This window comes from Flavobacterium soyae (assembly GCF_045348165.1).
Classification (GTDB): Bacteria; Bacteroidota; Bacteroidia; order Flavobacteriales; family Flavobacteriaceae; genus Flavobacterium; species Flavobacterium soyae.
Map to the genome: position 1 here is coordinate 2,834,603 of NZ_CP150845.1, position 24,758 is coordinate 2,859,360.

Sequence of the window (24,758 nt, forward strand, 5' to 3'; positions counted from 1 at the left end):
ATTTTTTATAACCTACTATTTATGAGAGAACTTTTAACGATTTCTCTTGCGTTTATTTTGTCTTTTAACAAAATAGCTGCGCAAGATTCAATTATTGAGCACAAGATTCAAAAAGGGGAAACTGCTTATTTTATTGCCCAAAAGTATAAGGTTTCTGTAGACGAGATTTACAAACTCAACCCCGAATCACAAAACGGAATCAAAGACAACCAAATTATCAAGATTCCCGTTCATTCTCCACAAAAAACAAATCAAGAACAGCAAATTACTCATGTTGTTGGCGAAAAAGAAACTCTGTACGGTTTATCTAAAAAATATAATGTTTCTGTAGAAGCTATTCAAAATGCAAATCCAATTCTTGCAAGCGGACTTCAGGTTGGGCAGGAATTAATTATTCCGCAAAGCACTTCAAATCTTCCAAAAACAGAAATTGCAGCTGCTTCAAAAAGAACACATTTTGTTGTGGCAAAAGAATCTTTATTCAGCATTGCGAGACAATACAATGTTTCGGTTCAGGATTTAGAAAATCTAAACAAAGAATTATTGCAAAACGGACTGCAGATTGGTCAGACAATTGCTATTCCAAACAAAAGAAAAACTTTAGACGGAAAAGTTCGCGTGATTAATCAGGAAACTGTTTTTCATGTGGTTGAACCTAAAGAAACCAAATTTTCGATTTCTAAAAAATACGGCATTACAATCGATCAGCTGGAATCTCAAAATCCGGAAATTATTAACGGATTAATTGTTGGTAATAAATTAGCCATTAATACAAAAGAAATAAAACCGGCAAATGAAAGTGAAGAATTAATGCTGGCTCTTGCCGAAAAACAAGTTGTGGTCGAAAAAACAAAAGCCAAAACTGTTGAAATTGATGATTTAAAAGACAGGCTGGTTATTCAAAAAGAAATGAATGAGAAGATTATTAAAATTAACGATCTAAAAGTTAATTTGAATGATATGAATGGTTCCAAAGAAAATTCGGTTGAAAAACTGCGTTTGGTTTTAGAAGCCAATAAAAATGTTCAGGATATTTTAATGGCAAAATTAGATTCGTTAGTAAACACGATGAATAATGATTTGCTCGAATTAAAACGAATGGATGTTTTAAATGTTGATGAATCAAAACGTTTAGAAAAACAATCATATGAAAGCATCGGAAAAACAAGTGAATTATCGTCTCAGTTAAAAAAGGAACTGGCTGAAAACCGAAAAGCGTATGCCGGTTTAATGAATAAAGTAGAGAAAATCGCTGTTGAAGAAAATCAGGAATACAAGAAGAAAATCCGCGAAAACGAAAAAAATAAAAATGTTACTTCGATTCAGCAAAGACTTTCTTTAGACGAAATTAAACGTTATAAAATCGAACAGGAGCAGGGCGATGCCAAAAACCAGCAGTTAATTTCTAAAATTGATTCGCTGGATACTCAAAAGCAAATCGAAGTAAAACGTCACATCAGCAAAGCTTCTTATTATAGTATGGAAGCCAGAAAATTTGATGATAAACTGGCTTTGGTTAAATTGAAAAAATATCAGGATGAAGCGATTAAAAAATCAGCTCCTGCAGAAACTTCAAAAGCAGTCTCGCTGGAAGAAATGAAACGCGAACTAAAAGAAAATCCGTTTAAAAATGAAAAAAATATAAAGATTGAAGTTTATGATAATCTTAAAGAAGTTTCAAATGGCTATTACTTAGTTTTAGGTATATTTACAGACGCATCGCAGCGAGATAAGTTAATTATGCAACTTATTGATTCAGGTGATTTTAATGCGAGTTTTTTCTTTAATATAAACAGTCTTTCTTATTATGTTTATTCAGATAAGTTCCAAAATATGGAAGAACTTCTGTATCAATGCAAGAAAAAAGAAGAAGATGAGTTATATAAGAACGTTATTATTGCAAAGTTAGAAGTCGATCTTCGATAATTTTTTGAAGAATTGATTGTGGCGTGAATCTTGTATGAGAGAAATTAGTATCTTGTTTTTGAATTAAAAATTAAAATTGTTTTAAGCCTTATTATGAAATATTATTCAACATTATTTTTACTTGTTTTTTTTGTAACCTGTTCGGCTTTTTCGCAAGGAAAAGTGGTAAAATATACAGTTTCAAGTGGAGAAACGGTTAACCAAATTGCCCAAAAATTTAAGGTTACACCTTTTGATATTTATGAATTAAATCCGGATGCACGCAATGGCGTGAAACCGAATACGGTTTTGTTGATTCCAACCGGAAAAAGTACAGACAAAAAAGAAACTGCTGCGGTAAAATCGAGTGTTAACTCAAAAACGGTTACACACGAAGTACAGCCGAAAGAAACATTGTTTGGTCTTGAAAAAAAATATAGTGTTACTGATGAAGCTTTAAAAGCGGCAAACCCTTTTTTGATTACTGATGGTTTACAGCCGGGGCAGACGTTAACGATTCCTGCAAAAGGTGCTGCGCCAAAAAATGCTGCGGTTTCAGACAAAAAACAGAAAGGAAAAGGAACCGAAAAATATGTTTATCATGATGTTCAGGCAAAGGAAACTAAATTTGGAATCGCAAAACAATATGGAATTTCGATTGAAGAATTAGAAAAGAAAAACCCTGAAATTGTAACAAGTTTACCAGTTGGGTATCGATTGACAATTAAAGGAACTGCTCCAAAAACGGAAACTGCTGCACCTGTGGCTGCAGCTGCAAAACCTGAGGAAACTAAAAAAACTGCAGAATCTAAAAAAGCAGTTTCGTATATGGACTATCAGGTAAAACCAAAAGAAACATTTTATAGTTTAGGAAGAGTTTTACACTTAACCCAGGAAGAATTAACAGCCTTAAATCCATCGCTTTCAGAAGGTGTAAAAGAAGGTATGATTTTAAAAGTTCCTGCAGGATATATAGCGCCGGCTCCTATTGTTGTACAATCGCAGCCAGATGAAAAAGCTATAGAAACTTCTGTAGAAAAACCAACTGAAAAAGCGATTGAAAAACCAATTGAAAGCAGAGGAGGAGGAATTAAAATTGTAGATAAAGTAAAATCAGAAACTGTTTCTGCAGATCCTGAAATAGTAGAATTAACTAAAAAAAGAGGTCAAAGCGAACGCAAAAAAGTGATTTTGTTATTGCCATTTAATCTGGCAAAATTACAAAGCGATACAACCGGAACAGCTGCGCGTTTAAAAACAGATAAGTTTTTAAACATGACCCTTGATTTTTATTCGGGAGCAATGATGGCAATAGATTCGGCTAAAACATTGAAATTACCTATTGATGTTTCAATTTATGATTCGCAGGAAACAAAAACTACATCGAATATTTCGAGTTTAATTGCACAAAATAAACTGCAGGAAGCAGATGCTGTTGTGGGACCATTTTACCAAAATAATGCAGAGTCTACTGCAAATTCACTTCGTTTGTATAATGTTCCTGTTATTTCGCCATTATCAAAAGATACTGCAAATCCTATCGATAATTTGTACCAGACAATACCATCAAACGATGTGGTTCGAAATGCAATTTTCGATTATATGAGAGCTAAAAACGGAAACATTGTGGCTGTTGTAGACAAGAAAAAAGAGTCGGTTATCAATTATATCAAACAAAATCAAAAAGGAGTTGTTTTTGCGGCTTTAACAGAAACTGGAGGTTTAGATGTTGCTAATTTAAAGAGCTTATTACTGCCAAACCGAATGAATTATGTTGTAATGGAAACGGGAAATACGGCGATGATCAAAACGACAATAAAAGCATTGACCGATGCCCAAAAATCATGTCAGGTGCAATTGGTTATTTTAGAGCCAAACAGCACGCTTGATACAGACGAAATTAATTTTGATAATTTGGTAAAATTAAAATTAATGTACCCGTCTGTAACTCGTGACAGTGAAGATCAATCAGTTTCTATCTTTAAAAAAGAATATAAATTGAAAAATAAAATCTATCCAAATAGTTATGCAACCAGAGGTTTTGATGTAACTTTTGATACCATGATGCGTTTGGTTCAGGGAAAAACGTATCAGGAAACAGCAGATTTAATGACAACACAACAGGTTGACAATAAATTTCAATTTTATAAAAAAGAAGATGGCGGACACGCAAATAAAGGTGTCTACATATTATATTACGATTCAGACTTAACTTTAAAAGAAGCAAATTAATGACATCAAAAGTAACCTACTTAGGCGATTTAAGGACAAAATCAATTCATATACAATCCGGAAGTGAAATCATTTCTGATGCACCTCTTGATAATAACGGTAAAGGCGAGGCTTTTTCTCCAACAGATACAGTTGCAAATGCTTTAGCAAGCTGTATGTTTACAATTATGGGAATTAAAGCCTGTGATTTAAACGTAGATTTAACTGGCTCAACTGCCGAAGTAACTAAAATTATGAATGCTGAACCAAGAAGAATTGGTGCAATCGAAGTTGTTTTTGAACTAAAAAGCAATGCTGATGAAAAGAGTAAAACTATCTTAGAACGTGCTGCAATGACTTGTCCGGTGTTTTTAAGCCTAAGTTCCGAAATTGAAAAAAATGTAACCTTTAATTGGGAATAATTTTTTTTGCAATATATTTTAAAAGCCGTCAATATTGACGGTTTTTTTATGTAATTCTCATAATTGAAAAAATTAACAAAATATTCATATCAAATTTTGGTTCTTAAATATAATATGAAGTATCTTTGATGTGCAAAAAATATGCATATTTATGCAAAAATAATGCAGTTTCAAAAGTGAAAACGAGAATCGCTTTTTCAATATTATTTGGAATCTCTAAGTGAGATATAAATGATATTCCAAATTCTGCCCTAAATCAATAATTTAAATTTTGTTGTATTCCATTTATAAAGGTTTTATCTTTATATGGTATTGAATGCTATTGTTTTAGCAATGTTTTGACTTGCGTTTTTGCGATGTAAAATAAAATTTTAAGGCTTAAAGCCAATACATAATCCGAAGAATAAAAAAAACTATATCATGTTAAAAAGTAAAATAGACAAAGCAACCGGTTTTGAAAAGCGCTTCGAAAACATCAACACTGTTGTTTTTGAAAATTCAGGTGAAGCTTCAAAAGCTGTTGCGCAGGAAATTGCAGCTTTAATCCAATCCAAACAAAAAGAAAATCAGCCTTGTATTTTAGGTTTGGCAACAGGCTCTTCTCCAAAAGGATTGTATGCTGAACTGGTTCGCCTGCATAAAGAAGAAGGGTTGAGCTTTAAAAATGTAATCAGTTTTAACCTGGACGAATATTATCCGATGGAACCAAACTCTATCAACAGTTATGTTCGTTTTATGAAAGAATTACTGTTTGATCATGTCGATATTTTACCTGAAAACGCGCATGTTCCAGACGGACTTTTGACAAAAGAACAAATTGCAGATTACTGTCATGAATATGAAGCTAAAATTGAAGCTCTGGGCGGAATCGATTTACAAATTCTTGGAATTGGAGGAAACGGACACATTGGTTTTAACGAATCAGGTTCGCTTCAAAACTCGAAAACACGTTTAGTGGCACTGGATCATATTACAAGAGTTGCTGCAAGTAAAGATTTCTTCGGATTAAATAATACGCCAAGAACTGCAATTACACTTGGGGTGAAAAAAATCATGGAAGCTAAAAGAGTTATCTTATTAGCGTGGGGTGAAGGAAAAGCAAATATTGTAAAAAGATCTGTTGAAGACGAAGTTACTAATAGAGTTCCGGCTTCGTTTCTGCAGGAACATGATAATGCTGTTTTTATTTTAGATAAAGAAGCTTCTTCAAAACTAACGAGAATTAATAAACCATGGCTGGTTGAGAAAATCGCTTGGACAGATAAATTAACTCGCAAAGCAGTTTTAGGATTGGCATTAGATCTTAAAAAACCAATTTTAATGCTTACTGATGCTGATTATATCGAAAACGGAATGAGCGATTTACTGGCAGATTCTGGTCCGGCATACGACATCAACATTAAAATCTTCAATAAATTACAAAATACAATTACAGGCTGGCCAGGCGGAAAACCAAATGCAGACGATACAAACCGTCCGGAAAGGGCTGAGCCTGCTAAAAAACGTGTATTGATTTTCAGCCCGCATCCTGATGATGATATCATTAGTATGGGAGGAACTTTCATGCGCTTGCAGGAGCAGGGACATGAAGTTCATGTAGCGTACCAAACTTCAGGAAATATCGCTGTTGCAGATGACGAAGCGTTACGTTTTGCAAGATTCGTGATTGATTACAATGAAAAATTCAACATTAAAAGCGAAGAAGCAGATAACATTTATAAAAAAGCACAAACATTTTTAGAGAATAAAAAGAACAGTGAAATTGATATTCCAGAAGTTCGTTACATAAAAGGATTAATCAGAAAAGGAGAGGCAAGAGCAACAAGTCATTTTGTTGGATTAACCGATGATCAGATTCATTTTATGGAATTACCATTTTATGAAACCGGAACTATTGAAAAGAAACCAATTGGACAAGAAGATATTCAGCTTACAATGGATTTAATTGAAAAAATTAAACCGCACCAAATCTATGCTGCAGGAGATTTAGCAGATCCGCACGGAACGCACAAAGTTTGTCTTGATGCTATTTTTGAAGCTGTAAAAGCCTTAAAACCAAAACCATTTATGGATGACTGCTGGTTATGGTTATACCGTGGTGCATGGCAGGAGTGGGGAATTGACGAAGTTGAAATGGCGGTGCCAATGAGCCCGGATCAGGTTTTGGCAAAACGCCACGGAATCTTCAAACATCAGTCACAAAAAGATGGTGTTGTTTTTCAGGGAACTGATGCAAGAGAATTTTGGCAGAGGGCCGAAGACAGAAACAGCGAAACAGCAGCTTTGTATCAGCAGCTAGGTTTAGCAACTTATGCAGCAATGGAAGCTTTCGTGAGATGGCACTATTAAGATACTAAGGTTCTGAGATGCTAAGATTCTAAGGTTTTTTATCACGAATTCCACAAATTAAATTCGTGTAATTCGTGGCGAGAAAAAAATCATTTAAATCTTTTTAATCTGTGGCAGAAGAAAAATAAAAAAATAGAATAGCTTTGTAAGCAATTAGAAGCAAGAAGGAAGAATGAGCCTGTATTTCTTTCCTCTTGCTTCTTTTTTCTTTAAAAAAATGGAACAAGACAAAAAACTTCTCATAAAATTAGCGCATACCAAAATGCCTTTCGGAAAATACGAAGGGCGTTTTTTAATCGATTTACCAGAATATTATGTGGTTTGGTATCACAATAAAGGTTTTCCAAAAGGAGAATTAGGGCAGCAGTTACAGCTTATTTATGAACTGAAATTAAATGGACTGGAAGAGTTAATCAGGAATATTAAAAAGCAATACCCAAAGCCAATTTAAAGATATTTCTTAAAAAATATTCTAATAAAAGCTTAAAATTATCGATTACAAAACCAAGTAATCAATCTGTTTAAAAATTTGCAAATTATCTCATTCTCTAATTGATAAATTATCTAATTAAATTTGTACTTTTGCCAAGTTTTTTACACAACTACTTACAAACAACAACAGAATGAATCAAACAAAATATATTTTTGTTACAGGCGGTGTGACTTCTTCATTAGGAAAAGGGATCATTGCAGCATCTTTAGCAAAATTGTTACAAGGAAGAGGATACCGTACAACTATTCAAAAATTTGATCCGTATATTAATGTGGATCCGGGGACATTGAACCCGTATGAGCACGGAGAATGTTATGTAACAGATGATGGTGCAGAAACAGATTTAGATTTAGGTCATTATGAGCGTTTCCTGAACGTTCCTACTTCTCAGGCAAATAACGTTACAACAGGAAGAGTTTATCTTTCGGTTATTGAAAAAGAAAGAAGAGGGGAATTTTTAGGAAAAACAGTTCAGGTTGTTCCTCATATTACAAACGAAATTAAAGACAGAATGCAATTGCTGGGTAAATCTGGCGATTATGATATTGTAATTACTGAAATTGGTGGTACAGTTGGTGATATTGAATCATTACCTTATATTGAGTCTGTTCGTCAATTAGTTTGGGAATTAGGAGAAAATAACGGAATTGTTATTCATTTAACATTAGTTCCTTATTTGGCTGCTGCGGGTGAGTTGAAAACAAAACCAACACAGCACTCTGTAAAAACTTTGATGGAAAGCGGAATCAAAGCAGATATTTTAGTTTGTAGAACTGAGCACGAATTGTCTCAGGAACTACGTCAAAAACTGGCTTTGTTTTGTAATGTTAAAAAAGAAGCGGTTATTCAGTCAATTGATGCTTCAACAATATACGAAGTTCCAAATTTAATGCTTGAAGAAGGATTAGATGTTGTGGCTTTGAAAAAATTAGATTTACCTAAAAAAGCATCTCCGGATTTAAAAACATGGAATACTTTTTTACGCAGATTAAAAAGTCCAAAACAAACGGTAAACATTGGTTTGATTGGAAAATATGTAGAAATGCAGGATTGTTACAAATCTATTTTAGAGGCATTCATTCATGCAGGCGCTGCAAATGAAACTAAAGTAAATGTAATTTCTATTCACTCAGAACATATCAATATTGATAACGTTGCTGAGAAATTAGAAAATCTTGACGGCGTACTAGTGGCTCCGGGATTTGGAGAAAGAGGTATTGAAGGAAAAATTGAAGCAGTTCGTTATGCGCGTGAAAATAATATTCCGTTTTTCGGAATTTGTTTGGGAATGCAGATGTCTGTTATCGAATATTCCAGAAATATTTTAGGTTATACCGAAGCCAATTCTACTGAGATGAACGAAAAAACGCCTCATCCGGTTGTGAGTTTAATGGAAGAGCAAAAAAATGTTACAGATAAAGGCGGAACAATGCGTTTGGGAGCTTGGAAATGTGATATTAAACCAAATACGCTGGCACACAGAATTTATGGTGCAACAACCATTTCAGAGCGTCACCGCCACCGTTATGAGTACAATAATAAATACGCAGACGAATTGCAAAAAGCTGGTTTAAAAGCTTCTGGAGTTAACCCAGATACTGGATTAGTAGAAATTGTAGAGCTTGAAAACCACCCGTTCTTTATTGGGGTACAATACCATCCGGAATACAAAAGTACGGTAGCAAATCCGCACCCGATTTTTGTAAACTTCGTAGCAGCTGCCGTAAATGCGCATAAAAAATAATAATTAATATTCTAAGGGGTTGTAACTTTTAAGCTATAATCATAACTAATAACTTCTGACGGATAACTTTTTTAAATAAATAATGGAAGAAAAAAAATTTGACCTTAATTCAATCATTGGTTTTGTATTGATATTTGGAATTTTGATTTGGATTATGTACCAAAATCAGCCTTCTGAGAAAGAAATTGCTGCTGAAAAAGCCAAGAAAGAATTAGTAGCTAAACAAGAAGCTCAGGCAAAAGCTGATAAAGCTAAAACCGTTGCTGCACCAATTACTGCTGCTGCACCAGGTGATACAGTTCAATTAGCACAATTGCAAAAAACTTTAGGCGGATTTGCATATTCTGCTACGCTTCCTTCTGCAAAAGAGTCTTTTACAACTATCGAAAACGAAAAGATTAAGCTTAAAATCGCTAACAAAGGTGGTTATATTGTTGAAGCTGTTCTAAAAGAATTTAAAAAGTTTGAGAAAAATTCAGGACAATTAGTTGAATTAATTAAAGACAATAATTCTAATTTAAACATTCAATTACAAACTACAGATAACAGAACTTTAAACTCTAAAGATTTGTTTTTTGAACCTACATTGACAAAAAATGGTGCAGACCAAATTTTAACAATGCGATTAAAAGCTGGAGCTAATGAATTTTTAGAATATAAATATGTATTAAAACCAAACGATTATTTAGTTGGTTTTGATATTCGTTCCCAAGGATTGAATAGAGTTTTAAATTCTTCTAAACCATTAGATTTACAATGGGATTTAAAAACATACAGAAACGAAAAAAGTATTTCTTATGAAAATCGTTATGCCGAAATTTATTACGAACATGAAGATGGGAAAATAAATTACGCAGGTTTAGGAAAACATGAAGAAGAGACTGTTGAGAAAGTTAGTTTTATAGCTTATAAACAACATTTCTTTACTTCTATATTAGTAACAGACAAACCATTTGCTACATCTAAACTAGAATCAACTAATTTAGTAAATGACGATAAAATTGATACTGTTTTTACGAAACAGTTTAAAACAAATGTTCCTTTAGCATTCACAAATGGTGAAATTGATTATAAAATGCAATGGTATTTTGGGCCGGCAGATTATAAAGTTTTAAAATCGTATGATAAAAATTTCGAAAAAATTATTCCATTAGGATGGGGAATTTTTGGATGGATCAATAAATTAATTTTTGTTCCATTGTTTGGATTCCTGAGTTCAACAATTGGATTGTCATTAGGAATTGCGATTATCATCTTCACAATTATTATCAAGTTGGCCATGTCGCCAATTACATATAAATCGTTCTTGTCTCAGGCTAAAATGAAAGTTTTAAGACCTGATATTACAGAGTTGGGAGAAAAATACAAAAAAGACCCAATGAAAAAACAACAGGAAACAATGAAACTGTACAATAAAGCAGGAGTAAACCCAATGGCAGGATGTATTCCCGCATTGATTCAGCTTCCGTTTATGTATGCATCGTTCCAGTTTTTCCCTGCAGCTTTTGAATTAAGACAAAAAGGTTTCCTTTGGGCAGACGATTTATCATCTTTTGACTCGGTTGTAAAATTACCTTTCCATATTCCATTGTACGGAGATCATATCAGTTTGTTTCCAATTTTGGCAGCAATTGCAATTTTCTTCTATATGAAAATGACCTCTGGAGATCAGCAAATGGCTGCGCCTCAGCAGGAAGGTATGCCGGATATGGCAAAAATGATGAAAATCATGATTTATGTTTCGCCATTAATGATGTTAATTTTCTTTAATAGTTATGGTGCAGGTTTAAGTTTGTACAACTTTATCTCGAACTTAATTACTATCGGAATTATGTTTGTTATTAAAAATTATATCGTAGACAGCGACAAAATTCATGCTCAAATTCAGGAAAATAAATTAAAAGAACCTAAAAAGCCAAGCAAATTTCAACAGCGTCTTCAGGATGTGATGGAGCAGCAGGAAGCAGCAAAAAAGGCTCAAAATAAAAAGAAATAAATTCTAAAAATCCCGATCTAATCGGGATTTTTTATTTTAAAGAGTATGTTTCCTTTTCAAATTGCATATGAAAATTTTAACTTTGAGAGCGGCAAAACATACTTTATGAAACTAATTTTCGTTTAAGTTAAAAATTGTATATAAGATGATTTCTAAAAAAATAATAATTGGGATTTTATTGCTGAATATTTTCTTTGTAAATGCCCAAACTGAGTTTAATAAATTAGATGCTAACGGAAAAAAAGACGGCGTTTGGAAAGGTGTTTACGAATCAAAACGTCCGCGATATGAAGGAACTTTCAGTCACGGAAAAGAAACCGGAATTTTTAAATTTTTTGATGATACAAAAAAAGGCGATGTAATTGCAACACGCGATTTTACAGCTAATGATGGAAGTTCGTATACTATTTTCTATGATCAGAATAAAAATATAGTAAGCGAAGGAAAAGAAGTTGGGAAGGAAAGAGAAGGTGAGTGGAAATACTATCATAAAGCGTCAAAAGTTTTGATGACTTCAGAAACTTATAAAAAAGGTAAATTACAAGGTTTAAGAACGGTTTATTACCCAAATGCCAAAGTTGCTGAAGAAATGACTTATGTGAACGGTTTAAAAGAAGGAAATTATAAAAAGCTAGGGCAAAACGGAACTATTCAGGAACAGTCTGTATTTAAAAATAACGAGTATGAAGGCGATGCTGTTTTTTATGATGCAGATGGAGTTGTAGCTTCTAAAGGGAAGTTTGTAAAAGGAAAAAAAGCCGGAATCTGGCAGTTTTATACAAGAGGGAAATTGACCAAAGAAGTTAATATGAGCGATCCAAAAAGTGCTTATAAAGCCGATTCAAAACCTAAGAACGAATAACATACTTGCCCGCTTTGAGGGCATTTTTTTTGCCGCGAATTACACTAATTTCCACGAATTTTTATTTAACTAAAGCAAAAAATTAATTCGTGGAAATTAGTGTAATTCGCGGCAAACTTTTTCTCAAAATAAATTCGTGAATTCGTGGCTGATTTTTTACTCAATTGTTTAAATTTGATTGAGCTAATATTTTGATTCAATGGATTTAAACGAACTTACAGGAAGATTTTTTTTATTGTTTTTTTCGATTTTGGTTTTGTACTTTTTCTCAAACAGAAAAGATAACGAAACCATAAATCCGTTGATGGTTATTGTTGGTCTCTGTACTTTTTCTCTATGTTACTTATTTACAAAAATTGAAATAGGAGTTGGGATTGGTTTTGGGTTGTTTGCTATTTTCTCCATTTTAAGATTTAGGACACAATCGTTTACTGTAAACGCGATCATCTTTCTTTTTGCAACAATAACACTTTCTATTTTAGATATTATGTATCCTTTTGAGAAAATAGAAATACTCTTATTTTTTCAAATCATCATTATTGGGTTTTATGTTGCAGCGTCTATTATAGTGAACAAAAAATCTTCAAAATACCTCAATACTGTCGATGTGAAAATCCCGCTGATAAACGATTTTTCTTTAGAAAATGGAAATATCCGCAAAGCAGTTCAGGAAAAAATAAACATTCAGGATTTTGATTTTAAAATTGTTTTAGTCAATACCGTTTCTAATGAAATAGATCTTTTAGTTTTTTATTAGTCAGCCAAATTCAGAAGTAAGGCAGCTATAAAATAGTACAATAAGTTTTTTTTCACGCAGATTTTGCAGATTTAGCAGATTTTTTGATAAAGTTTTCTCGAACAATAATCTGCTAAATCTGCAGAATTTGCGAGAGTTTTGCCAACACATTTTATGAATCATTTTAATCCCTTAATCTGTGGCAGAATAAACTTTACATCTTCGCTCCCGATAGCTAAATGTTATTTTTTTTTATTGAATTGTGTCTAATCATTAAAAGGACGAACCTGTTTGATATATAAATCCCGATTTTCACCAACGATTTTAAATTCTATATCTACAGGATGGAAAAGATTTTTCTTCCAGTATCGATACATTTTTTCTTCAATTTTTTTGCTGACAAGAAAAAGCCGGCTCATTACTTTTCGGCTCAATAAAGGTTCATTATTATTGAGATTTGAATTTGAGATATAATCGACATCAAAATCGTCATCGTTAGTTCCAGAGTTTAAATGATAGGCTACAAACTGCTCGCAGATTTCTCCTTTTTCTGGTTTTACAACAGAGTTTTCTCCTTTTTGAATATTAACCGTAATTCCGGAAAAATTTTTCCTAAAAATGTTTCTTGTAATCACAACGCCATTTGCTAATTCATCCGGAAAAGAACGGTGTACTAAAACACCCATTGCAATATTCTGCTGATCGATTCCAAAAAGCTCTCTTTCATTATACGAAGCTTCATTCCATACACTTGCCCAAACTTGCTTAATTGCTTTTTCGAATGTTTTGATGCTGTCTTCTAGAATTCCGGTTTTAGAATCATACAATCCGGCACCGTTAAAATCATCCAGATCTTCGGCATTTGTTGAGGAACGAAATCTGAAATTTTTGAATTTCGCATCTTTAAATGTTACATTCAATTTCGAAATTAACTCAGGATCGACAGGCTCTTTTTTAATGGCATCACGAATTTTTTTTAATTGCTGATTTACCCAAACCGTTGAATCTTTTTTCGAAGAATTCAAAAGCTCTTGTATTAAAGGAGAAATCGATTCTTTCTGAATATGTTTTGTATAAAAATAAAACGGAATAGCGTACGCATCTTCTGGGGTTTTAAATGGAATTTCTTTTGAAATAGCAATCAAATACGACATGTTTTGTGCTTTTGATCCAATGTAATTAACTCCTTTTTTTGAAATTTTAGACAAATCAACTAAATCAGTAATGCTATTATCAATAATTAATTTTTTCTTTTTAGAATTTGTTTTAACAACAATCTTTTTATCAGTCTCTTTTATAAAAAAAGTATCAACCTGAATTTTTAATTCTACTTTTTTAGAAAGTAATCTTTTAATGTTTTCATCTTTTAAGGCTAATGTATATGCCATAATTGGAATTTTTCTGTTTTTGCCTAACAGTACTAAATGGCTCAATGGCGTTTGCAGTTCGTTGACAATAATTCCCCTTACATTGGGTAAAATATCCGGTGTTCCGTCTAAAATAATAATTTCATCAGGATTTGGTTTTACTTTATCCAGCTCTTTGATTTTGTATTGTTTTAAAATACCAACGTTGTTTCCTGAAACAACTTCCTGATATTTTATTTCATTAAAAATATAATCTGATTTTACACACGGAATTTTAAATTGTTTTAAACGAAACCATTCCATCTGCTCAGGATTATTCAAATAAAATTTTAAATTTTGACCAATAAAAATAGATTGAATTACTAAGTTGAAAAAACGCTCAATTAACGGAACGGGCATATGATCTGAAGCAGCGAGTTCAAAAATCCATTTATCAGTTCCTTTTATGTGGTTGAGATTTCCCAATAAAAAATCTCTGTCTTTTAAAGTGCTGCTGTAATTCTCATTATTAAATATTTGCAAGTCGTAATTGTATCTCAGATAATTGGTTACAAAATCATAATGCAGCGGAATCAAAGTACTATTGAAATAATACATTTTTTGTTTTCTTAAATCATAAACGACTTTTACCGATTCGATATTTGAAAATTTATCTGATAAAGGTTTTCCTCTAAATGCTTTATATTCTTCATAATTTGCTAATGATGAAGAATATCTTTGCGCAGTTAAAGACATGAAAATGAAAAAGAAAAATAAGATGTAAATGTATTTTTTCATGACAATTGTATTGAATATTAAAAGTAAGTATTTAAACCATAAGTTTTATCTACTGCGGGATTATATAAACTAATTAAAACCAGTAAGATTTTCTAAAATATGACTTACCTTTGCACCCTTGTAAAATTATAAAGATTTTAAAATGAAACGTGTAGTTGTTGGTCTTTCTGGTGGGGTAGATTCTAGTGTTGCTGCTTATTTATTGCAGCAGCAGGGATACGAAGTTATTGGGCTTTTTATGAAAAATTGGCATGATGACTCAGTTACTATTTCTAACGAATGTCCTTGGTTAGAAGATAGTAATGATGCTTTATTAGTGGCTGAAAAACTTGGAATACCGTTTCAAACTGTTGATTTAAGCGAGGAATACAAAGAAAAAATCGTTGATTATATGTTCAACGAATACGAAAAAGGACGAACTCCAAATCCTGACGTGCTTTGTAATCGCGAAATCAAATTTGATGTTTTTATGAAAATTGCACTAAGCCTTGGTGCTGATTATGTTGCGACTGGGCATTACTGCCAAAAAAGCGAAATTGAGGTTGACGGAAAAACGGTTTATCAATTGATTGCCGGAAATGATATTAACAAAGATCAGTCTTATTTTTTATGCCAGTTATCACAGGAACAATTATCTAAAGCATTGTTCCCGATTGGTGCTTTGACAAAACCTGAAGTTCGCAAAATTGCTGCTGAAATGGAATTAGTAACTGCCGAAAAGAAGGATTCACAGGGACTTTGCTTTATCGGAAAAGTTCGTTTACCAGAATTTTTGCAGCAAAAATTACAGCCAAAAGAAGGTAAAATTGTTCAAATTGATAAAAACGACCCGATTTATAATGTTGAAAAACCAGCTGAATTATCTTTAGAAGAAGATCTAAAAATTGAAGCTCAAAAACTGCATTATCTTCCAACAATGGGAAAAATTATGGGCAAACATCAGGGTGCACATTATTTTACTGTTGGTCAGAGAAAAGGATTGAATGTTGGCGGAACCACAGATCCGTTATTTGTTATTGCTACAGATGTTGAAACTAATACCATTTATACCGGTTTAACAAGCAGTCACCCTGGATTGTTTAAAAAAGCTTTATTTGTTGGAGAATCTGAAGTACACTGGGTTCGCGAAGATTTGAAGTTAAATGCGGGTGAAAAAATGGAAGTTATGGCGAGAATTCGTTACCGTCAGCCGTTACAAAAAGCGACACTTCATCAATTTGAAGACGGAATGTACGTTCATTTTGAAGAACCACAATCTGCAATAACAGAAGGTCAGTTTGTTGCCTGGTATTTAGAAAATGAATTAGTTGGTTCGGGAGTAATTTCTTAGCTTTATACTTTTTTACGAAGGACTTCCTTTTAAAAGAGTATATATGAAACACAGCTTTACTTTTCTTTTACTATTGTTTTCTACTGTAATGTTTTCTCAGGAAGAAGATGCCTGGGTATATTTTACTGGAAAACCAAATGCTCAGGATTTTTTCGATAATCCGTCGCTGACCCTTTCGCAGAGATCATTAGATCGCCGTACTGCACAAAATATTGCATTAAATACTACAGATGCACCTCTTGAAATTACGTATGTAAATCAGGTAAAAGCCAGTACAGGAATAACTGTAATGGCACAGTCGAAATGGTTAAATGCACTTCATGTTAGAGGAACTCAAGCCAATATTACGGCTTTAAAGTCCCTTTCGTATGTTGATAAAGTAGTTTTTGCAAATAAAGCATTGAATGTAACTTCAAAAAAAGTTTCGCAAAATAGTATTGCAGCGGTAAAAAATAAGCTGGAAACTACGATTGATTATGCTTATGGAAATTCTGCAAATCAAATTCAAATGCTTAACGGACAAGTTCTGCATCAGCAGAATTATACAGGGTCCGGAAAAGTAATTGCTGTTTTAGATGCTGGTTATCCCGGTGTAAATACAGCAGAACCTTTTAAACGATTACGAGATAATAATTTAATTTTAGGAGGTTATGATTATGTAAGCAGAAGTACGAATTTTTATGCCGGAGACGATCACGGAACTTTAGTTTTATCTACAATGGGCGGTTACACAGAGAATTCTTTGGTAGGGACTGCTCCAGATGCTTCTTATTATTTATTTATAACAGAAAATGATGCTTCTGAAAATCCTGTCGAAGAATCGTATTGGGTTGAAGCTGCAGAACAAGCTGATGCCTATGGAGTTGATATCATTACAACTTCATTAGGTTATTTTGGTTTTGATAACACCAATTACAGTCATACATACAGCGATATGAATGGCACAACAAATTTTATTACAAAAGGTGCCGAAATAGCTTTTAGTAAAGGAATTATCGTTTTAGCATCTGCGGGAAACGAAGGAAATCAGGTTGAAAATCATGTTGGATCGCCCGGAGATGGAGCTTCAGTTATTACGGTTGGTTCTGTTAACGCTGCAAAAGTTAAAGCCTCTTCCAGCTCTATAGGACCAAGTTTTGATAATCGTATAAAACCAGATATAATGGCGCAGGGTGTTGCCGCTGTTGTTGCAAACACTTCAGGAACTATTGGTACGGCTAACGGAACTTCTTTTTCATGCCCTATTATGGCAGGAATGATAGCTTGTCTCTGGCAGGCATTTCCATCAAAAACAAATCAGGAAATTAAACAAATGATTCTGCGGTCTGCAGATCGATATACAACTCCTGATAATAATTATGGTTATGGAATACCAAATTTTGGGTCGACTTTAAGTGTAGATGTTTTTCAGTCTTCATCAGATTTTTCAGTTTATCCAAATCCGGCAAAATCTAATATTTCTTTTTTGTTTGCTGATGAAACAGCTTCTGTATGTATTTATTCCATTTTAGGACAAAAGCTGATTGAAAAACAAATAACAAACCAAAATCCGGTTCTTTCTGTTGAAAGTTTAACCAGCGGACTGTATTTTTATACTTTTAAGTCTGAAGGTTTACAAAAAACAGGAAAAATAATAAAACAATAATAGTTTTAATGAACAGAATTACACAGCTTTTCAATACAAAATATCCAATTATTCAAGGCGGAATGATCTGGAACAGTGGTTACAAATTAGCATCTGCAGTGAGTAATGCAGGTGGTTTAGGCTTGATTGGGGCTGGATCAATGTATCCTGATGTTTTAAGAGAACATATTCAGAAATGTAAAAAAGCGACTGATAAACCATTTGGAGTTAATATTCCGATGTTATATCCCAATATTGAAGAGATTATGAATATTGTGGTCGAAGAAGGTGTAAAAATCGTTTTTACTTCGGCAGGAAACCCTAAAACCTGGACTTCGTTTTTAAAAGGAAAAGGGATAACGGTTGTTCATGTTGTTAGCAGCAGCACTTTTGCATTAAAAGCACAAGAAGCGGGCGTAGATGCTATTGTTGCCGAAGGTTTTGAAGCAGGCGGGCACAATGGTCGTGATGAAACTACAACTTTAACTTTGATTCCTATGGTTAAAGAAAAAATACAAATTCCTCTTATTGCCGCTGGCGGAATTGCAACGGGGAGAGGAATGCTGGCCGCAATGATTTTAGGTGCTGATGGAGTACAGGTTGGGAGTCGTTTTGCGGCATCGATAGAATCTTCTGCCCACAATAATTTTAAAGAAACGATAGTTAATATAAAAGAAGGAGATACACAATTGACTTTGAAAGAATTAGCTCCGGTTCGATTGGTAAAGAATAAATTTTATAATGATGTTCAGGCTTTGTATGAAAAATGCCCTTCTAAAGATGAATTAATCCAGCTTTTAGGAAGAGCAAGAGCTAAAAAAGGAATGTTTGAAGGTGATCTTGAAGAAGGTGAACTTGAAATAGGACAAATCGCCGGACTGATTCATAAAATTCTTCCTGTAGAACAAATTGTTCAAGAAATGATGTCTGATTTTAGAGATGCATGCAAAGAAAAAGCTACATTTGAGTTTTAATTACCTGTAAGAAATATTTTATGAATTATATTCGTGCCTATATAATAGTATTGTTTCTGGCTTTTGGATTACAACAAGTTCAGAGTCAGTCGTATCATTTTAAAACTTCAGGATTTAGTGTTTTAGAAAAAAATGAAAAAGGAAAGTGGGGGCAGTGGTCTGATCTTGATTTGGTTAATCTCTCTGTAGTTCTTGATACTGATAAGCATAGGATAGTAGTATATTCTCAGGAAATACAGCTTTTTAGTATTCTGGATTACATCGAACGAGAAGAAAACGATACAGATATTGTATATTCTTTTATGTGTAAAGACAATGATGGAAGAGAATGTAAACTTTCTATTATCACACGTAAAAAACAAGATAATCGCAAACAGCTTTATATCAATTACGACGATCATATTATTGTTTATAATATTTTTACGGTGTAACGATGCAGAATTTTTTCAATCGTAAATTTAAAAACATATTTATCATTGACTTTCATTTTGAATGTATCATCAAGAAGGGGAGGTAAAATTATATACTGAAAGAATATTTTGAACCCGAAAAAGTTAGAGTATGAATAGTAAAAATAGAAAATCAAATACCCAAATTTTTTATGCTTCAATTACTGCATTTTTTGCATGGTTTGCTATCATTTTTCAATTCTATCTCACTAAAGGAAGTATTGCTAATTTTTTCAGTTATTTTACAATTCTATCTAATTTGTTGATTGCATTGAGTCTTACGTTTTCGATATTCTTGCCCAAAACAAAAATAGGAGAATTCTTTTCAAGTCTATCAGTGCAAACCGCTATAGCATTGTACATATTTATAGTTGCATTAGTTTACAATACTGTTTTACGCGGAATATTGATTGTAACAGGCTGGAGGTTAATTGCAGATAATATACTGCATGTTTTAAATCCTGTTTTGTATATTTTGTATTGGTTACGTTATTCTGAAAAAGAAAAGTTAAGTTGGAAAGATGGCGTTTACTGGGCAATTTTTCCTTTTTTTTATCTCATTTATTCATTAATTAGAGGTGTAATTACAAACTGGTACCCTTATCCTTTTTTAAATGTGGTACAAATTGGTTATAAAACAGTTTTAATGAATGTAGGAGTTATGATTATTGTATTTTTTATAATAGGGCTGCTATTAATTATTTTGAATAATAAGCTAAAAAAGAATAATGATAGCCAAGACATTTGATTACTGCCGCTTAGTTCATAGATATTTGAAAATAAACCCGACAGGTTTCAAAAACCTGTCGGGTTAGCTATATAAAAAAACTTAGAATCTTAGTATCTCAGAACCTTAGAAACTTTCCTCTAAACTTCAATTTCCTTAATAAACTCATCATACTCCAGATAAAACATTTCAAGAGCATGCATGTTTTCGTTGAAAAAATCAAAAATAGCGTCCCAGTTATTGCGATTGCTAAAACCTACCCCAAGTTTTTCAACCCATATTCTGCTAATGGTTTTACCGCTTTCTAAAGTGTAGTTTTTTTCGAAAACAAGATCTTTAATAAATTCCTCTTCAAGGATATTTTTTAAAGCTTCAATCTTTTCAAAATAAGCATTTCGTTTTTCGTCGCTTCGGTGTTCAATGTCAATTAAAACCTGTGCTTTTTTATTGTCTACATAAAATTTAAAAGAGAAATCCTTGATTTTGGTATCATAAAGAACCCATTTTCTTGGGTACTTTTCTGCAAAAGCAACCCAAAATTCCCTTTTTATTCTTTGTGATTCTTCTCTGCTGTACATTTTTATGGCTTTGTTTTAGAAAACTTGTAGAACCGCATTTTCTAGAGTATATTTATATTTTAATTTGAAAGTACAAAAATAAACTTTGAATATGGATTTTCAAGATTTTTTGCAATATGTTCCTAATTTAATTCCAGTTGAACTTCCGGCGGAATCGGCACATGCGAAAATGGCACCTCTGGAGCGTATTCAGGCATTGAAAAATTTAGATATTAATGCAAAAAAGCCAAGAATCGCTGCTGTTATGATGTTGTTTTATCCTAAAAACGAAAAAACGCATTTGATTTTAATTGTCCGTAATGCATACAATGGCGTTCATTCATCGCAAATTGCATTTCCGGGCGGAAAATATGAACCTGCAGATCGTGATTATCAGGAAACAGCTTTGCGTGAAACCAGCGAAGAAATTGGGGTTCGTCCTGAGAAAATTGAAATTATAAAGCATTTTACACCTATGTATATTCCGCCAAGTAATTTTTTAGTGCATCCTTATTTAGGAATTGCTAAAGAAGAACTTGCATTTTATCCCGATGCCCGAGAAGTAGCCGGTGTTCTCGAATTGCCATTATCAGTTTTTTTAGATGATGAAATTATTATCGAATCCAAATTATCAACCTCTTACGGAAATGATATTTTGGTTCCCGCATTTAATATTCAAAATCATATTGTTTGGGGGGCAACCGCAATGATTTTAAGCGAATTGAGAGATGTTTTAAAACTTACTTTTTCAGAAAAACCACAATAACGTTAATTTAATAATTTGATAATCATTAATATATAGATTTATTTCGTAAATTGTATAACACTATTGCTAAAAGAATAAATTTTGTATGTTTGCGACTTAACCAAAAAACACAAAACAACGTTATGGGATTGTTTAAACGAAATCCTTTTGGGCATATATTATTCATCAAGAAATGGTTAATCCGTATTTTGGGAGCCATGACCCATAGAAGATATAGGGGGTTTAATGAATTACAGATTGAAGGATCTGAAATTATTAAAACACTTCCAGACAGAAACGTTTTATTTATATCCAATCATCAAACTTATTTTGCCGATGTTGTGGCGATGTTTCATGTGTTTAACGCAAGTTTAAGCGGACGTCAAGATACTATTAAGAACATTGGTTATTTATGGCAGCCTAAAATGAATATTTACTACGTAGCTGCAAAAGAAACAATGCAGGCCGGATTACTGCCAAGAATTTTAGCTTACGTTGGAGCAATTACTGTCGAAAGAACCTGGAGGTCAAAAGGGGTTGATGTTACCGAAAAACGTGACGTAAATCCAAATGATACTGAGAATATCCGCATTGCCCTTGAAGACGGATGGGTTATTACTTTTCCGCAGGGAACAACAAAATCTTTTAAACCCGTTCGTAAAGGAACAGCACACATAATCAAACAGCATAAACCTGTCGTAATTCCTATTGTTATAGATGGTTTCCGTCGTTCTTTTGATAAAAAAGGGCTTCGCATGAAAAAGAAAAACATCCTGCAGTCTTTCATCATCAAAGAACCTCTTGAAATTGATTATGAAAACGACACGATCGAAGAAATCGTAGAAAAAGTAGAATACGCTATCGAACAGCACCCTTCATTTTTAAAAGTAATTCCAGCCGAAGAAATCAAAGCACAGGAAGAACTAAATAAATTTAGACAGTGGGAGTACTAATTTTAGATTTCTGATTTTAGATTTTTTTGTTTCAAGTTTGAGGTTTCAAGTTAGAAAAACTTAGAACCTTAACATCTAAGTCCTGAAGTTTCGGGATGGCGCCTTAAAGGAAAACCTTTGAACCTTTGTCACTCTGAACCTTTGAACCTCAATTAGAAATCAATTTTCTTCAACTCCTTATAATTAGCGTATAATCTGCGTAATAAAGTTCCGTACAGCAATCTGTAAAAGCACCAGAATAATCCAAAGAAACCTAATATTACTAAGGTTAAGATTCCAATTGTAGCAAACATTGCTTTTCCGTTTACTGCAAGTTTTTCCCTTAAAAAAGCCATATCAGGATTGTAAACAAAAGCGATGAAGAAACTTAAAATTGAAGTGATTACAATCATTCCCAAATTGTACCAAACATAATACTGAACTGTTTTTCTGGTCCTTAAAATGGCACTCATTAAAGATTTTGTGGCAACGGTTGTAGAAATCGTAGTGTAGTTTTTGTAAAAAATAAACACGAAAATTAATCCAACTAAGTAATTCAAATAAGTCAAGTATTCAAGCGTAACCACAATTTCCGGATGATTTATTTTTCGCAAAACATCATCTGTATTGATAAATAAGTTTGAAAAAGTCCAAAACGAAATCTCCAAAATACTGATAATCAAAATCCATTTGACAATTGAAGATGACTTTTTGTGAATCATTTTATAGATTTCTTTTTCAGAAATTTGTTCAAAAGAATCCGAGTTCTTTTTCCAGTCTTTTTTTAGTAAATCCAGTTCTTTCATAAATTTTTAAGGATTTAGTATTTTTTTAAGTTTCCCTTTAATTCTGTTCATTTTCACGCGCGCATTCACTTCGCTGATTCCTAAGGTTTCGGCTATTTCTTGATAATCTTTGTCTTCTAAATACATAAAAACTAATGCTTTTTCGATGTCATTAAGCTGGTAAACGGCTTTGTACATCAATTTAATCTGTTCTTCCTCTTCATAGTTGTAATCGACATCTTTTACAAAATGCTGATGACTCTCATAATCTACGGTAGATATAGTTCTTTTGGTTTTGCGGTATAAGGTGATAGCAGTATTTAAAGCGACACGATATGTCCAGGTCGAAAATTTACTGTCGCCTCTAAATTTTGGATAAGCTTTCCAGAGCTGAATAGTGATTTCCTGAAACAAATCTTTATGAGCATCTTCGCCGGCAGTATATAATCTACAAATTTTGTGGATTATATTCTGATTTGCCTGCAATTGCGCAACAAATGACTGTTCTAGATTTTCGCTCATAAAAGTATTAGTAGTATTGAAATCTATTTTGTTACAGTTGAATTTATTTTTTTGTCACAGATTAAACAGATTTTAATGATTTTTTATTTTATATAAAGAAAGGTTTATGGATCCTTTTTAATCATTTAAATCTGTGGCAAAATTTATAATTCTCTTGTTCTATAATAATTAATCATTAAATCTATAAACTTGCTATAACTTTCCATTCCATCTTTTTGATTGTTTGATTTTAAGAAACTATCATAAACAAAATGAAAACCCTTATCAATAAAAGTATCATATTGTTTCCAAAAATCCTGACTTTCCTGATAGTTTTTTAAAATCCCCGAATTTACTTGTCTCTTTAAAATTTCGAAAATTTTCTCGTTTTTAAATTTCCAGATTCCAAGGCAATAGCGCAACGCAAAACTATACCCGGAATATTGATAATATAAATTGTCATTTTTTACAGATGCTAAAACGCCTATAAAATTACATTCATTCTCGCTGGCAAAACCTATCTGATGCGCCATTTCATGTGAAGCAGTAACTGGAAAAGAATACATAGGCAATAAATCATTTACCTGTGCTTCATTAGTAAAAGGGTTCAAATAACCGCCAAATCCCATATAAGTTAACGGAACACTAAAAAGTGATTTTTTTACGCTTAAAACGTCATATTTAAAATAAGAATGTTCTTTGGCTAAATTATCATACCCGTTTAAATTCATCTTAAAAACTTCTTCCTGAGAATACGGAAAATTGATTTTTTCGCCTTTATTTTTTGTGATTTTAAACTGAATTTCATTCGTTTTAACAATCAGTCTTTTTGTAAAGGCTAATAAATCAGCATCAGTATATTCCCTTTTGATTTCTATTTTCTCGAAAAGTGGTTTGCGATAATAATTGAAAGCCCAAAGCAAATGAAAGAAAAAGTAAAAAACAGAAATTTTACCTGTAATTTTTAAAAGATGATCTTTCCAATCTGTTCTCCATGTTTTTCGAATTCTCCAAAACCAGCTTATCATGGATAAAATTAAAACTGCGTAAATACAATCGCCAACAGAAAATGAAATTTTGCCTAAAAGTACTCGTGAGAAATGCGAAATTCTGATGTATACATTATTACTGTAAAAACCTTCAACAAAATCAGGAAAAAACGGCAGAATTTTTAAAAAGATAATCTGAACTAAAAGAAATAAAGGAAGGATATATTTTCGTGTCACGGTTTTACTTTTGGGTTAAAAATAATAATTAAAATACTAGTTCGTT

At 32.7% G+C, this 24,758-nt stretch carries 21 protein-coding genes; 16 read left to right on the forward strand and 5 right to left on the reverse strand.

Going from position 1 to position 24,758, the window contains the following annotated elements; all coding sequences use genetic code 11:
* Positions 1-21 precede the first annotated feature (21 nt).
* The 9 genes from AABD74_RS12130 to AABD74_RS12170 all read left to right on the forward strand — a co-directional run bounded on the left by AABD74_RS12130 (position 22) and on the right by AABD74_RS12170 (position 12,739).
* Positions 22-1,926 carry a LysM peptidoglycan-binding domain-containing protein gene (locus AABD74_RS12130; RefSeq protein WP_406843037.1) on the forward strand — a complete coding sequence of 635 codons (1,905 nt, stop codon included), beginning with the start codon at positions 22-24 and terminating at the stop codon, positions 1,924-1,926.
* 93 nt (positions 1,927-2,019) lie between these two features.
* Positions 2,020-4,137 (forward strand): LysM peptidoglycan-binding domain-containing protein, encoded by a 2,118-nt coding sequence (locus AABD74_RS12135; RefSeq protein ID WP_406843038.1) that lies wholly within the window; start codon positions 2,020-2,022, stop codon positions 4,135-4,137.
* Positions 4,137-4,538, forward strand: a complete 402-nt coding sequence (locus tag AABD74_RS12140) for an OsmC family protein (protein ID WP_406843039.1) — start codon at positions 4,137-4,139, stop codon at positions 4,536-4,538. Before AABD74_RS12135 ends, AABD74_RS12140 begins: the two co-directional genes overlap by 1 nt.
* Positions 4,539-4,925: 387 nt before the next feature.
* The gene (gene nagB / locus AABD74_RS12145; RefSeq protein ID WP_406845639.1) at positions 4,926-6,887 is read left to right on the forward strand and encodes a glucosamine-6-phosphate deaminase; all 1,962 of its coding nucleotides are present in this window, start codon (positions 4,926-4,928) and stop codon (positions 6,885-6,887) included.
* Positions 6,888-7,104: 217 nt separating this feature from the next.
* Entirely contained in the window at positions 7,105-7,338 is a 234-nt protein-coding gene (locus AABD74_RS12150) for a DUF3820 family protein (RefSeq protein ID WP_073482724.1), read from the forward strand.
* A 172-nt stretch (positions 7,339-7,510) separates the two neighbouring features.
* Positions 7,511-9,124 carry a CTP synthase gene (locus AABD74_RS12155; RefSeq protein WP_232681415.1) on the forward strand — a complete coding sequence of 538 codons (1,614 nt, stop codon included), beginning with the start codon at positions 7,511-7,513 and terminating at the stop codon, positions 9,122-9,124.
* 82 nt (positions 9,125-9,206) lie between these two features.
* Positions 9,207-11,120, forward strand: a complete 1,914-nt coding sequence (yidC, locus tag AABD74_RS12160) for a membrane protein insertase YidC (protein ID WP_406843040.1) — start codon at positions 9,207-9,209, stop codon at positions 11,118-11,120.
* 145 nt (positions 11,121-11,265) lie between these two features.
* The gene (locus AABD74_RS12165) at positions 11,266-11,982 is read left to right on the forward strand and encodes a toxin-antitoxin system YwqK family antitoxin (RefSeq protein ID WP_406843041.1); all 717 of its coding nucleotides are present in this window, start codon (positions 11,266-11,268) and stop codon (positions 11,980-11,982) included.
* A 199-nt stretch (positions 11,983-12,181) separates the two neighbouring features.
* Positions 12,182-12,739 (forward strand): DUF4956 domain-containing protein, encoded by a 558-nt coding sequence (locus AABD74_RS12170; RefSeq protein WP_232681418.1) that lies wholly within the window; start codon positions 12,182-12,184, stop codon positions 12,737-12,739.
* A gap of 245 nt (positions 12,740-12,984) precedes the next feature.
* Here AABD74_RS12170 and AABD74_RS12175 read toward each other — a convergent pair whose 3' ends face one another.
* Entirely contained in the window at positions 12,985-14,862 is a 1,878-nt protein-coding gene (locus tag AABD74_RS12175; RefSeq protein WP_406843042.1) for a PEP/pyruvate-binding domain-containing protein, read from the reverse strand.
* Between the two features lie 142 nt (positions 14,863-15,004).
* On the opposite strand from AABD74_RS12175, the gene mnmA reads away from it, so the two are divergent.
* From mnmA to AABD74_RS12200, 5 genes are all read left to right on the forward strand, one after another.
* Positions 15,005-16,192, forward strand: a complete 1,188-nt coding sequence (gene mnmA, locus AABD74_RS12180) for a tRNA 2-thiouridine(34) synthase MnmA (RefSeq protein WP_406843043.1) — start codon at positions 15,005-15,007, stop codon at positions 16,190-16,192.
* 43 nt (positions 16,193-16,235) lie between these two features.
* Entirely contained in the window at positions 16,236-17,837 is a 1,602-nt protein-coding gene (locus AABD74_RS12185) for a S8 family serine peptidase (protein ID WP_406843044.1), read from the forward strand.
* Between the two features lie 8 nt (positions 17,838-17,845).
* Complete coding sequence (locus AABD74_RS12190) at positions 17,846-18,790, forward strand: NAD(P)H-dependent flavin oxidoreductase (RefSeq protein ID WP_406843045.1); 945 nt, start codon at positions 17,846-17,848, stop codon at positions 18,788-18,790.
* A 20-nt stretch (positions 18,791-18,810) separates the two neighbouring features.
* A complete protein-coding gene (locus AABD74_RS12195; RefSeq protein ID WP_232681424.1) occupies positions 18,811-19,221 on the forward strand; it encodes a hypothetical protein in 411 nt (136 codons plus the stop codon).
* Positions 19,222-19,351: 130 nt separating this feature from the next.
* On the forward strand, positions 19,352-19,987 hold the full coding sequence (locus AABD74_RS12200) for a Pr6Pr family membrane protein (protein WP_406843046.1): 636 nt from the start codon (positions 19,352-19,354) through the stop codon (positions 19,985-19,987).
* A 119-nt stretch (positions 19,988-20,106) separates the two neighbouring features.
* On the opposite strand, the gene AABD74_RS12205 is transcribed toward AABD74_RS12200, so the two are convergent.
* Positions 20,107-20,544 carry a DUF4268 domain-containing protein gene (locus AABD74_RS12205; protein WP_073482703.1) on the reverse strand — a complete coding sequence of 146 codons (438 nt, stop codon included), beginning with the start codon at positions 20,542-20,544 and terminating at the stop codon, positions 20,107-20,109.
* A 91-nt stretch (positions 20,545-20,635) separates the two neighbouring features.
* Here AABD74_RS12205 and AABD74_RS12210 point away from each other — a divergent pair, with 91 nt between their 5' ends.
* Both AABD74_RS12210 and AABD74_RS12215 read left to right on the forward strand, forming a co-directional pair.
* Entirely contained in the window at positions 20,636-21,289 is a 654-nt protein-coding gene (locus tag AABD74_RS12210; protein WP_232681427.1) for a CoA pyrophosphatase, read from the forward strand.
* Between the two features lie 122 nt (positions 21,290-21,411).
* Positions 21,412-22,221 carry a 1-acyl-sn-glycerol-3-phosphate acyltransferase gene (locus tag AABD74_RS12215; RefSeq protein WP_232681428.1) on the forward strand — a complete coding sequence of 270 codons (810 nt, stop codon included), beginning with the start codon at positions 21,412-21,414 and terminating at the stop codon, positions 22,219-22,221.
* Between the two features lie 152 nt (positions 22,222-22,373).
* Here AABD74_RS12215 and AABD74_RS12220 read toward each other — a convergent pair whose 3' ends face one another.
* The 3 genes from AABD74_RS12220 to AABD74_RS12230 all read right to left on the reverse strand — a co-directional run bounded on the left by AABD74_RS12220 (position 22,374) and on the right by AABD74_RS12230 (position 24,712).
* Positions 22,374-23,006 (reverse strand): hypothetical protein, encoded by a 633-nt coding sequence (locus tag AABD74_RS12220; RefSeq protein WP_232681429.1) that lies wholly within the window; start codon positions 23,004-23,006, stop codon positions 22,374-22,376.
* A gap of 6 nt (positions 23,007-23,012) precedes the next feature.
* Positions 23,013-23,507: an RNA polymerase sigma factor gene (locus tag AABD74_RS12225; RefSeq protein ID WP_007810116.1), complete on the reverse strand. Its 495-nt coding sequence runs from the start codon at positions 23,505-23,507 to the stop codon at positions 23,013-23,015.
* Positions 23,508-23,650: 143 nt separating this feature from the next.
* The gene (locus AABD74_RS12230; protein ID WP_406843047.1) at positions 23,651-24,712 is read right to left on the reverse strand and encodes a DUF3810 domain-containing protein; all 1,062 of its coding nucleotides are present in this window, start codon (positions 24,710-24,712) and stop codon (positions 23,651-23,653) included.
* Positions 24,713-24,758: the final 46 nt, after the last annotated feature.